The sequence below is a fragment of the Exiguobacterium sp. TDN 0502 genome (genome assembly GCF_050846835.1).
Classification (GTDB): Bacteria; Bacillota; Bacilli; order Exiguobacteriales; family Exiguobacteriaceae; genus Exiguobacterium_A.
On sequence record NZ_JBOZGJ010000016.1, the window covers coordinates 42,845 to 53,914 of the forward strand.

Annotated in this window: 10 protein-coding genes and 1 riboswitch; all 10 genes read left to right on the top strand. The window is 50.7% G+C overall.

Features of this window, described 5'->3' with window-relative positions; translation table 11 throughout:
* Nucleotides 1–79 precede the first annotated feature (79 nt).
* The 10 genes from ACRPK8_RS14000 (at nucleotide 80) to lysA (ending at nucleotide 10,897) form a co-directional block, all read left to right on the top strand.
* Nucleotides 80–1,285: an argininosuccinate synthase gene (locus ACRPK8_RS14000; RefSeq protein WP_432238703.1), complete on the top strand. Its 1,206-nt coding sequence runs from the start codon at nucleotides 80–82 to the stop codon at nucleotides 1,283–1,285.
* Nucleotides 1,282–2,652, top strand: a complete 1,371-nt coding sequence (gene argH, locus ACRPK8_RS14005; RefSeq protein WP_432238704.1) for an argininosuccinate lyase — start codon at nucleotides 1,282–1,284, stop codon at nucleotides 2,650–2,652. The genes ACRPK8_RS14000 and argH overlap by 4 nt, the downstream gene beginning before the upstream one ends.
* A 70-nt stretch (nucleotides 2,653–2,722) precedes the next feature.
* Nucleotides 2,723–2,900: riboswitch (Lysine riboswitch) on the top strand.
* A 112-nt stretch (nucleotides 2,901–3,012) separates the two neighbouring features.
* Entirely contained in the window at nucleotides 3,013–4,212 is a 1,200-nt protein-coding gene (locus ACRPK8_RS14010) for an aspartate kinase (RefSeq protein WP_432238705.1), read from the top strand.
* A 13-nt stretch (nucleotides 4,213–4,225) separates the two neighbouring features.
* Nucleotides 4,226–5,218: an aspartate-semialdehyde dehydrogenase gene (locus ACRPK8_RS14015; protein WP_432238706.1), complete on the top strand. Its 993-nt coding sequence runs from the start codon at nucleotides 4,226–4,228 to the stop codon at nucleotides 5,216–5,218.
* A 17-nt stretch (nucleotides 5,219–5,235) separates the two neighbouring features.
* Nucleotides 5,236–6,117 (top strand): 4-hydroxy-tetrahydrodipicolinate synthase, encoded by an 882-nt coding sequence (gene dapA, locus ACRPK8_RS14020; protein ID WP_432238707.1) that lies wholly within the window; start codon nucleotides 5,236–5,238, stop codon nucleotides 6,115–6,117.
* Nucleotides 6,114–6,860, top strand: coding sequence for a 4-hydroxy-tetrahydrodipicolinate reductase (dapB, locus tag ACRPK8_RS14025; protein ID WP_432238708.1), 747 nt, complete (start codon nucleotides 6,114–6,116; stop codon nucleotides 6,858–6,860). Before dapA ends, dapB begins: the two co-directional genes overlap by 4 nt.
* A complete protein-coding gene (gene dapD / locus ACRPK8_RS14030) occupies nucleotides 6,847–7,554 on the top strand; it encodes a 2,3,4,5-tetrahydropyridine-2,6-dicarboxylate N-acetyltransferase (RefSeq protein ID WP_029340774.1) in 708 nt (235 codons plus the stop codon). Before dapB ends, dapD begins: the two co-directional genes overlap by 14 nt.
* 25 nt (nucleotides 7,555–7,579) lie before the next feature.
* The gene (locus ACRPK8_RS14035; protein WP_432238709.1) at nucleotides 7,580–8,512 is read left to right on the top strand and encodes a branched-chain amino acid transaminase; all 933 of its coding nucleotides are present in this window, start codon (nucleotides 7,580–7,582) and stop codon (nucleotides 8,510–8,512) included.
* A complete protein-coding gene (alr, locus tag ACRPK8_RS14040) occupies nucleotides 8,509–9,567 on the top strand; it encodes an alanine racemase (RefSeq protein ID WP_432238710.1) in 1,059 nt (352 codons plus the stop codon). Before ACRPK8_RS14035 ends, alr begins: the two co-directional genes overlap by 4 nt.
* Nucleotides 9,568–9,580: 13 nt before the next feature.
* The gene (lysA, locus tag ACRPK8_RS14045; RefSeq protein ID WP_432238711.1) at nucleotides 9,581–10,897 is read left to right on the top strand and encodes a diaminopimelate decarboxylase; all 1,317 of its coding nucleotides are present in this window, start codon (nucleotides 9,581–9,583) and stop codon (nucleotides 10,895–10,897) included.
* Nucleotides 10,898–11,070 lie beyond the last annotated feature (173 nt).

Consider the following 11,070-nt stretch of genomic DNA (forward strand, 5'->3'; position numbering starts at 1 on the left):
TTTGTTTTCTATGTATATATATAATTCATAATGAATTTTTATACAGACAGATGAATTAAAAACCAGGAGGGAATTATACATGTCGAAACAAAAATTGATCTTAGCGTACTCTGGGGGACTCGATACATCGGTAGCCATCAAATGGTTGAGCAAGGACTATGATGTCATTGCCTTGTGCATGGATGTCGGGGAAGGAAAAGATTTATCCGTCATCAAAGAAAAAGCACTTCTCGTCGGAGCAATCGAATCGATCGTCCTCGATGTCAAAGAAGAATTCGCCCAAGAGTTCGTCTTGCCGGCCCTTCAATATGGCGCCCATTACGAAAATGCCTATCCGTTGATTTCAGCGCTCTCACGTCCGTTGATCGCAGAGAAGCTCGTCGAAGTCGCGCATCAGCATGGTGCAACGGCTGTCGCACACGGCTGTACCGGAAAAGGGAATGACCAAGTCCGGTTCGAAGTTTCGGTTGCAGCGCTTGATCCATCACTCGAAGTCATCGCACCGGTTCGGGAATGGAAATGGTCACGGGAAGAAGAGATCGCCTATGCGAAAGAAAACAACGTGCCGATTCCAATCAACCTCGACAGCCCATATTCGATCGATATGAACCTGTGGGGACGGAGTAACGAATGTGGTGTCTTAGAAAACCCATGGACAGAGCCACCGCAAGACGCTTACGCGTTGACGGTAGCACCGGAAGACGCTCCGGATCAGGCGGAAGAAGTCATCATCGGTTTTGAAGCAGGCGTTCCGGTCTCGATTAACGGAACGACGTATCCACTCGCAAAACTGATCACGGAACTGAACATCATCGCTGGAGCGCATGGCGTCGGACGGATTGACCACGTTGAGAACCGTCTCGTCGGCATCAAATCGCGGGAAGTCTACGAGTGCCCAGGGGCAACAGTTTTACTGAAAGCACATGCTGCACTCGAGACGATCACATTGACGAAGGACGTCGCTCATTTTAAACCGTTACTCAGCAAACAATATGCAGAAACGATCTACAACGGTCTCTTCCACGCACCGTTGACGAAAGGTCTGAAAGCTTTCTTGACGGCAACACAGCAGGATGTCACGGGAGAAGTTCGGGTCAAACTGTTCAAAGGAAACGCAACCGTGACGGGTCGTCAGTCGGCTGTCTCACTCTATGATGAGAAACTTGCGACGTATACAAAAGAAGATGCGTTTGATCATGAAGCAGCAAAAGGCTTCATCAAATTGCACGGGCTTGCCGTTTCGACGCATGCGAGCGTTCATCGTCAGGCGGGTGTGACGAAATGACCAAACTCTGGGGCGGACGTTTTACGGAAAGTGCTTCCGCTCAAGCGGAAGCCTTCGGAGCATCGATTGCATTCGATCAAAAATTAGCGAGCGTCGATTTAAAAGGCAGTCTCGCACATGCACAGATGTTGTTCGAACAAGGAATTCTTGACCAAGACGAGTGGTCGCACATCGAGCAAGGACTAAAGCAACTGGAAGTGACGTTAGCCGACCATTCCTACACGTTAGCGGATGAGGACATTCATATGAACCTTGAGCGTTTGTTGACGGAACAGATCGGTCCGGTCGCAGGGAAACTGCATACGGCACGGAGTCGAAACGACCAGGTCGCAACCGATTTGCATCTATGGATGGAGCAGCACGTCGAAGCGTTGACGACGGCATTACGCGAACTTCAATCTGTCATCACGGAACAGGCCGAGCAACATATCGAGACGGTCATGCCGGGGTATACGCATTTACAACGGGCACAACCGATCTCGCTCGCGCATCACTTGCTTGCGTACTTCTGGATGTTCGAACGGGACGTCGAACGGTTGACGGACAATCAAAAACGGATCCGGAAATCACCGCTTGGTGCGGGCGCGCTCGCTGGGACGACGTTCCCGATCGACCGTTTCCGGTCTGCCGAGTTGCTCGGTTTCGAGTCGATCTATCCGAACAGCCTCGATGCGGTCTCCGACCGCGACTTCGTCATCGAATACCTCGGGATCGCTTCGACCGTCATGATGCATCTCTCGCGTTTTTGTGAAGAAATCATCATTTGGGCGTCACAGGAATTCGGCTTCATCGAGTTGTCCGATGCCTTCTCGACAGGGTCGAGCATGATGCCACAGAAGAAAAATCCGGATTTCGCTGAATTGATTCGCGGGAAAACGGGTCGTGTCTACGGCAACCTGATGGGCTTCCTGACGACGATGAAGGCATTACCACTCGCTTACAATAAAGACATGCAAGAGGATAAGGAAGGGGTCTTTGATACAGCAGATACCGTCCTTCAGTCCGTCCAAATCTTCACCGGAATGATTGAATCCGCGACGTTTAAGACCGAAGCGCTCAAGAAGGCGACAATGCAAGACTTCTCGAATGCAACGGAACTCGCCGACTACCTCGTAACGAAAGGCATACCATTCCGGGAAGCGCACGAAATCGTCGGGAAGGCTGTCCTTTACTGTGTACAGAAGGGCTGTTTCCTGAAAGATTTGAACCTCGAGACGTATCAAACCTTCCATCCGGATATCACGGAAGAAGTCTATCCGCTCCTCGATCCGGTTCAAGCAGTAGCCCGCCGGACAAGTTACGGCGGTACAGGGTTTGCTGCCGTTTCGGAGCAACTCGAACTCGCAAAACAGCATCTTGCGAATTGACGGATTTTGAAAAAAATCAGTCAAATGACTGGATTTAACAAAAGATGTCTGCTATAACTGTAACTAACAACCGACAGATAGAGGCGCGGACGACATGAGTAGCATCATTCTTGAAGGCAAGCATGCCGAATGATGTGAAAGGGGAAGTCCGCCGAAGTGAACGAGAAGATGCTTCTTCTTATTTGCTGGTACAACGGTTAAGATCCGTTGTACTGCCGAAACCGATGTTTCGGAGCGCTATCTTACGTAAAAGAACGAACGACTTTGTCTTCGTTTGTCCGATCGTGATAACGACGGGCCGTAGGAACGCTCCTACCGGCCCGTCGTTTTTTTCTGTATCGGGACAAAGGAGATAGGATTGTGACAACTGTACTTAAATTTGGTGGAAGCTCGGTTGCGACTGTCGAACAGATTCAGTCTATTGCGAATTATTTGAAGAGTCGCGCAGCCGAAGGTGAAAAACTCGTCGTCGTCGTTTCGGCGATGGGCAAGATGACGGATTCTTTGATCGCACAGGCGCAAGCCATCACGGACCGCCCTGAGCGACGGGAACTCGATCGACTGCTTGCCATCGGAGAAGAACAGACGATTTCATTACTCAGCATCGCCCTCAACTCGCTCGGCGTCAAAGCGTTATCGCAAACGGGCGCACAAGCGGGAATCAGTACGATGGGATTGCATACGAAAAGTAAGATCAAACAGATTGATGGAGATCTGTTACGGCAAAAACTCGAAACGTACGATGTCGTCATCGTCGCCGGTTTCCAAGGGGTTAATGAACTCGGGGACGTCACGACACTCGGACGGGGCGGATCGGATACGACAGCAGTTGCCTTAGCTGCAGTCCTTGATAAACGCTGTGAAATCTATACCGATGTCGACGGTGTCTACACGGCTGATCCACGAATCCATGCCGCTGCTCAACCAATTCCGCACATTTCATATGATGAGATGATGGAGATGAGCGCCCTCGGGTCGAAGGTCATGGAAATGCGGAGTGTCGAGCTCGGGAAAAAATACGGCGTACACATCTTCGTCGGGAAAACACTTGAATCGAAAAGGGGAACATGGATCATGGAAGCGACGGAAACAATGGAACAAAAAGCGGTCACGAGTGTCAGCGTGACGAAGAACGTCTTGACGGTGTCGATCAAGCACGTACCACAAACGAACGCGGCAGTAGCCGATATCTTCGAACTGTTATCGAACCGCCACGTCAACATCGACATGATCAGTCAAACGACGTTCGACAGCGACATCTTCTTATCGTTCTCATGTCCACTCGATGAGGAAGAGTTCCTCGATGAAGCCTTAAAAGACATCATGGATCGCTTCACGACAGCGAAGGTCGATCGCCATAATCAACACGCGAAATTGTCTGTCGTCGGAATCGGAATGCGCGATGCGACAGGTGTTGCTTCGAAATTGTTCGCAATCTTCCGAGCAGAGAACATCCCGTTCTATCAAGTCACGACGTCAGAAATCAGCATCTCATACACGATTGCACAAGACGATATTGAACGGACGGTTGCAGCGATTGCAAACGCGTTCGAGTTATAAGGAGGAAAACAGGATGTATCACGTAGCCGTCATCGGAGCAACCGGCGCCGTCGGTCAAAAAATGTTACAAGTACTCGCAGAACTGGACTTCCCGGTCAGCCGCTTGTCCGCTTACGCTTCTGCTCGTTCAGCAGGCAACACGGTGCAGTTCAAAGGAGAAGATATTACGATCCAAGCGCTGACGCCAAACATCACGGAAGACGGAATCGATGTCGCGTTGTTCGCAGCAGGCGGAACGATCAGTGAGCAATATGCCCCGTTACTAGCTGAAAACGGAACACTCGTCGTCGATAATTCAAGTGCCTTCCGGATGCAGGAGACGATTCCACTCGTCGTGCCAGAAGTCAATCCGCAAGCGATTCAAGCAACGAACCGCTTGATCGCAAATCCGAACTGTTCGACGATTCAATCCGTCGTCGCGTTAGCACCGCTCCAGTCACTGGGATTCGAACGGATCAACTATACGACGTATCAGGCCGTATCCGGTTCTGGTCAAAAAGGAATCGAGGATCTGGCACGCGGGGCACGCGGAGAAGAGCCCGTCAATTATCCACATCCGATTCACGATAACATCTTGCCGCATATCGATGTGTTCCTTGAGAACGGCTATACGAAAGAAGAGCAGAAGATGATTGATGAAACACGGAAAATCTTCAATCTTCCAGCATTACCAGTCAGTGCGACGTGCGTCCGGGTGCCGGTCACGAATTCTCACTCGGTTGCAATCAACGTCACGTTTACACAACCGACGACGGTTACAGCAATCCGTGAAGCACTGGAAGGCGCACCGGGCGTCGTCCTCATCGATGATGTCGCGAATACACGTTATCCGATGCCGCTCGACGCAAGCGGGACGGACGACGTCTACGTCGGTCGGATTCGACAAGATGATAGTCTCGCGAACACATTCCATCTCTGGTGTGTAGCCGACAACATCCGAAAAGGTGCCGCGTCAAACGCCGTACAAGTCGCACGCCAAGCCATCGAACAGTCGATTCATTCATAACAAAGGAGGAGTTCTTCATGTTCAAAGGAGCAGGTACAGCGCTCGTCACACCATTTAATGAAGCAGGCGAGTTGGATCTACACGTATTCGAACGCTTGATCGAGCAACAACTCGCAGCGGGGATTCAGGCACTTGTCGTCGGAGGGACGACAGGAGAAGGTTCGACCTTAACGAATGCGGAATTCGAACAACTCCTGACGACTGCCGTTCAAGTCACAGCAGGACGAGTACCCGTCATTGCCGGAACGGGTTCGAACAACACGGCAGTAACAATCGAGAAGACGTTACTCGCAGAACGCCTTGGTGCGGATGCAGCGATGCTCGTCACACCGTACTACAATAAAACATCACAAGCCGGTCTCGTCGCGCACTTCACGGCGGTCGCTGATGCAACCGAATTACCGATCATGCTGTACAACGTTCCGTCGCGGACAGGCGTTGCAATCGCAGTCGAAACCGCAGTGACGTTAGCACGTCATCCACGCATCCAAGCGTTTAAGGAAGCGAGTGGAGACGTCAGCTTCATGGGCGAACTGATGGCAGCGATTCCGGAAGACTTCGCGGTCTTCTGTGGAAATGACGATCAAATCCTGCCTTATATGGCATGGGGCGCACAAGGTGTCATCTCGGTCCTCTCGAATCCGTACCCGGCAGAGACACAAGCACTGGCTGAATCCTTACTGGCACAAGATCTCGTGACGGCGCGCCGGATTCAGGCAGACTTGTTACCGGTCATCGGTGCCTTGTTCAGCGACGTCAATCCGATTCCAGTCAAAGCATCGCTTGAAGAACTCGGCTTTGCAGTCGGTGCGCCGCGCTTGCCGCTCGTCCGTCAATCGGAAGCCGGTCACGCGCACTTACTCGAAACGATGCGGGCTTACAAAGGAGTGGTTCGATGAAACTCGCGTTACACGGTTATGGGGCGACAGGACAATACGTCGTCGAACTCGCACCACAAAGTGTCGTGGCAATCGTTGACCGGACGAAGTCGTCGGATACGATTGCATCATACGCAGAACTAACGGAGATGGCAGAGGAAGTCGATGCAATCATCGACTTCTCACATCCGAGTTTGTTACCGGATCTGCTCGCATATGGGCTGGCGACCAAAACACCACTCGTCATCGCGACGACTGGTTTTTCGGAGGCAGAACTGGCATCGATCAAGGACGCCGCAAAAGAAATTCCGATCTTCCAGTCGTACAACATGTCGTACGGCATCGCGATGGTGCAGCAACTGCTGAAGACACTCGTACCACTAGCAGGAGCGTATGACATCGAATTGCTCGAGAAACATCACAACCAAAAAGTCGATGCGCCAAGCGGAACGGCGGAGTTGTTATTGCAAACGATTCAGACGGCACGTGACGTCACACCGGTGTATGACCGGTCTCAAACGCGGCAGAAGCGAGAGACGAACGAGATCGGGATGCACGCGATGCGCGGTGGAACAATCTTCGGAGAACACGAAGTCTTATTCGCCGGTGTCGACGAATTGATTGAAATCAAACATACGGCATTATCGAAAAAAGTATTTGCTTCTGGTGCGATCAAAGCAGCTGAGGCACTCATTCAAAAAACAGCGGGACTCTATACATTAGAGACGCTCTACACACAGGAGGATTCACATGTTACTCACTGATGCTTACGAAATTGCTAAATTCATTAAAGATGCTAAAAAACAAACACCGGTTAAACTCTACGTGAATGGTGACTTGGCGGGCTTGACGATCGAAGGCGCAACAGCGTTCGGATCAGATGAATCAAAGATTTTCTTCGCGGATGCAGGACTTGCGGCTACTTTCTTAGAAAAGTATTCAGATCGCATCACGGATGTTCACGTGGAGTATGACCGTCGCAACAGTGCGGTACCAATGCTTGATACACGTCACTTGAATGCGCGCATCGAGCCAGGTTCATGGATTCGTGATCATGTCGTCATCGGTGATAACGCAGTCGTCATGATGGGTGCGATCATCAATATCGGTGCATCAATCGGAGATGGTACAATGATTGATATGAACGCTGTCGTCGGTGCACGTGGGACGATCGGGAAAAACGTTCATGTTGGCGCAGGTGCCGTGGTCGCGGGTGTCCTCGAACCACCTTCAAAAACACCTGTCATCATTGAAGACGGTGTCTTGATTGGTGCAAATGCAGTCATCCTTGAAGGCGTCAAAGTCGGTAAAGATGCCGTCGTCGCTGCTGGTAGTGTCGTCACAGAAGACGTACCTGCTGGAAGTGTCGTTGCTGGAACACCTGCACGTGTCATCAAACAGAAAGATGCGAAAACAGAAGAGAAGACGCAATTGGTGGATGATTTACGTTCACTCTGATTGACGTCGAAGAGGAGGAAAACACATGGCAGTGGATACACAGTATGGAGAAGCAATTTGGTTAGATGGAGTCTTTCATGATCCGAAAGATGCGAATACAAGCGTCATGTCACATGCGATTCACTATGGTAGTGGATTCTTTGAAGGAATTCGTGCTTACGCGACACCGGACGGACCGGCGATTTTCCAATTGAAGGAACATATCGAACGTCTCTTCCGCAGTTGTGCGTATTACCACGTCACGATTCCGTATACGGTTGAGGAACTCGTCCAAGCGACGATTGATCTCGTTGCGAAAAACGGATTCGAATCTTGTTATATCCGTCCATTCGTGTTCCTCGGTACGCCATGGCAAGCATTGATGGCGAAAGATACGACGGTTCACGTCGGGATCTCTTGCTGGGAACTTGGGGAATACTTCGATAAAGGCGCTGGCATCCGTGCCAAAGTCGCATCATACCGCCGCGTCTCATCAACAATGATGCCGATGCAGGCGAAAGCGGCTGCGAACTATATGAACTCACAACTCTTAAAAGGTGAAGCAATCCGTGATGGTTTTGATGAAGCCATCGCACTCGACATGAACGGAAACGTCAGTGAAGCGAGTGTCGCGAACCTCTTCCTTCTTAAAAACGGAACGATTCATACCCCGTCGCTCGATTGTTCAGTACTCGACGGGATCACACGCCAAGTCATCATCCGTTTGGCACAAGATCAAGGCTATCCTGTCGTCGAACGTCACATCGGACGCGATGAGTTGTATGTCGCAGATGAGATCTTCTTAACAGGAACAGCTGCTGAAATCACGAGTGTCGGTGAAATCGATCATATCTCAATCAACGGCGGAACACGGAACGTCGCAGATGAGTTGCTCGACCTTTACCGTCAAGCCGTCACAGGTCAATTGCCGCAATATGCGGATTGGTTGACGCATGTGACACCAGCTGTCGCGGAATGACGACACGTACACTCGTCACGATCGATCGGAAGGCGGTGCGACAGAACGTCGCATCGGTCTTCGCTCGGTCACGTAAACGTATTTTTGCCGTGGTCAAGAACAATGCGTATAACTTAGGTATGCTCGAGATGGTCGAGACGCTGATGGCATCTGATGTGCAACATTTTGCTGTCGCCGAGTTGTACGAAGCCATTGAAATCAAAACGAATTTTCCAGACAGTTATGTACTGGTGATGAATCCGACGGAGGATTTTGAAACAGCACGACGTTTCGGAATCGCGCTCGGTGTCTCATCGCTAGAATGGCTCGCCCTACACAGTGAACAGCTGCAGGGAATCGAGTTACATCTGAAGATCAACGTCGGGATGAACCGTTTTGGTGTCAGTTCGCTTCAAGAGGCGGAAGCTGTCCTTGCGCTTGCGCAAGCAGATTCGCTTGATTTAACAGGTTTATATACACACTTTCCGCTTGCCGATGAGCCGGATGCGGATCATGACGGACAAGTCGAACGTTTCGTCGCCATTGCCGATGCATTACGAAAGCGCCATACGTTTACGTATATCCATTCGGAAAACAGTGCGACGATCGTCAAACACGATCCGCGTCTCGCGTTTTGTAACTATGTCCGCCCTGGAATTTTCTTATTCGGTTATTCGCCGATTGAGAAGATGGACTGGCTCGTGCCGTCACTTCGGATGACGACAGAAGTCATTGAAATTCGTGAAATCGGACCAGGTGAGCATGTGGGATACGGTACGAACTTTACGAGTACAGAACCGATGCGAATTGCTATTTTACCCGTCGGCTATGGAGACGGTGTCGTTCGTGGGCGTGCCGCGCTGCCTGTTCACATTAAAGGAAAGCCTTATCCAGTCATTAATAAACTATTCATGAGTCATACGTTCGTTGCTGTCGATGGAACGGTTGAGCTCGGAGACGAAGTCGTGCTATACGGGGATGGCGTCGAAATTGACGATATTACCCGGACAGGAGCAGCGAACAATTCAGAGCAGATGTGTGCCCGGTCGTGGCGTTTGACGCATCAGTATCTATAAGGAGGAACTTATTATGTATGGAAGTCAGTACCTGACAGAAGAAAACAATACGTTGCACATCGATGGTGTCGCAGCGACCGATCTTGCGACACATTACGGAACACCGTTGTACGTGATGGCGGAGCGGGAGCTGACAGATCGACTGGCGACCGTCCGGGAACACTTCCTTGATAAGTATCCGAATACGTATGCATCGTTTGCTTCAAAAGCACTGACCGTCAGTGCGGTGTACGAACAAGTCGTGCGTCATGGTCTCGGCATCGATGTCGTTACGGGAGGAGAACTCTTCATCGCTCGTCAATCCGGTGTCCCGGCAGAACGAATCTATTTCCATGGTTCGAATAAATCAACGGCTGATCTTCAATATGCCGTTGAGGAAGGTGTCGGACGAATCGTCATCGATCACTTTGCCGAAATCGCACAACTCGAAGCCATCGCAGCGCAAGCTGATCAAACGGTGCATGTCCTGATCCGGATCGTGCCACAAGTCATCGGGGGAGCACATGCGAAAATCCAGACGGGTGGTGTCGATACAAAATTCGGTTTCTCGACACATGCATCCGATTACTTGGACGCGATCGAAGCGATTTTGGCATCAGAACATCTGTCGTTACTCGGCATCCATTGTCATGTCGGTTCGCAAATCCAAGATCCGTCACTATTCGAACAGACAGCTCGGACGATGATGGGCTTCGTCGAAACGATTCGTGCCCAGCATGGTTTTACGGTCAGCGAAGTCAATGTGGGCGGTGGCTTCGGAATTGCCTATACACAGGACGATCAACCGCTTGATTTTGAAGCGACGATTGCACGTGTCATGGACGTGATCGAGACGGAAACGGAGCGACTTGGTATCGAACGACCACGAATCGGGATCGAGCCAGGACGTTGGGTCGTCGCGAATGCAGGCACGACCCTCTATACGGTTGGCGCAATCAAAGAAATCGAAGGCGTCCGGACGTATCTCTCCGTCGACGGTGGGATGACGGATAACATCCGTCCGGCACTTTACGGGGCAGTCTATGAAACGGTCATCGCGAACCGGATGAAGGGTAAAACGACGGAAGTGACGGTCGTCGGAGCAGCTTGTGAATCAGGTGATTTGGTCGCTGAAAAAGCACAGTTGGTCGAACCGAATGGTGGCGATACGCTTGCTGTGTTTGGAACAGGAGCATATAACTTTTCGATGGCAAGCAACTATAACCAATTTTTACGTCCGGCACTTGTCTTCGTCCGGGACGGGGAATCCCGCGAAGTCGTCCGCCGTCAAACGTATGCGGATTTAGTGCAGTGTGACCTTGGGATCAACGGGGTCCGATCAGAGTCGTAAGAGGTAAGGGGTCAAGTGCTAGAGAATCAAAAAACCGACGCGATTGCGTCGGTTTCATGCATGTGATATATGGCGATTCTTCTCTTGAATAGAGAGTGGGCTAACCTAAAATTTTGAGACAATATAAAACACCTTCGGAGTGGTACACTTTTAAAAAGTACTAACATCGGAGG